General features: G+C 62.6%; 1 protein-coding gene and 1 pseudogene. Both read right to left on the reverse strand.

Annotated features, from left to right (window positions below):
- A pseudogene (locus tag AC1DT3_RS22730) lies at positions 1–124 on the reverse strand (VOC family protein); the annotation flags it as partial.
- A partial coding sequence (locus AC1DT3_RS22735; RefSeq protein ID WP_477467428.1) for an ATP-binding cassette domain-containing protein occupies positions 124–927 on the reverse strand: 804 nt, incomplete at its 5' end. The gene AC1DT3_RS22735 and the pseudogene AC1DT3_RS22730, both read right to left, overlap by 1 nt.

The following is a 927-nucleotide window of genomic DNA, read 5'->3' on the forward strand; positions in this document are numbered from 1 at the left end:
CCTGAAAGAAGGTCACGCCTGGCTGGCTCGCGGACGAGGCCTTCCAGCCCCATGCCTCGTAGAAGGCGGTCGCCTTCGCGACATCGGCCACGCCGAGCGTGACGAGGGTCAAACGTGGTTGCATCAGGCTGCACGCTCCGTCACGCCGGCCATCAAGAGGCCGAGATCCTGCTCGTCGGTGTCAGTGGCTTTACGCTCGCCGGTAATGTGTCCGCCGCACATCGTGAGAATCCGGTCGGACAGATTCATGATCTCGTCGAGTTCAACGGAAACGAGGAGAATGCCGACGCCTGCATCGCGCAAGGCAATGAGACGGCGATGAATGAATTCGATGGCGCCAATGTCGACGCCGCGCGTCGGTTGCCCAACGAGCAGCACCTTCGGATTGCGCTCGATCTCACGTGCGAGCACGATCTTCTGCTGATTTCCGCCGGAGAACTTCGAGGACTTCAACCGCGGCGCCGGCGGACGAACGTCGTAGGCCTCCATCTTCGCGGTGAGGTCGGCGATCATTCGACCATGGTCGAGCAACGGCCCCGAACCGATCGTCGGATCGTCGGTAAAGCCGAGAACAGCGCTCTCGAAAGCGGGAAACGCAGATACCAGACCCATGCGCAAGCGGTCTTCCGGCACATGCAGCAGGCCGAGCTTGCGCATGTTGTGCGGATTGTGCTCGGCAAAGCCGATGTCACGCCCCTCGAGGCGCATGCTTCCCAGAACGGGCTGCCGCATACCGGCGAGTGCTTCGAGCAATTCGCTCTGGCCATTGCCCGCAACGCCGGCAATGCCGACGATCTCACCCGCACGAACGGTCAGCGACACGTTGGCGACGCGCAAGACGCCGCGAGCATCGATGACCGACAGATTGTCGATTTCGAGCAGCGGTGCGCCCGGCTCGCGTTCGGACTTCTCGACGCGTAGCAACAC

The organism is Microvirga sp. P4_G7 (assembly GCF_056401005.1).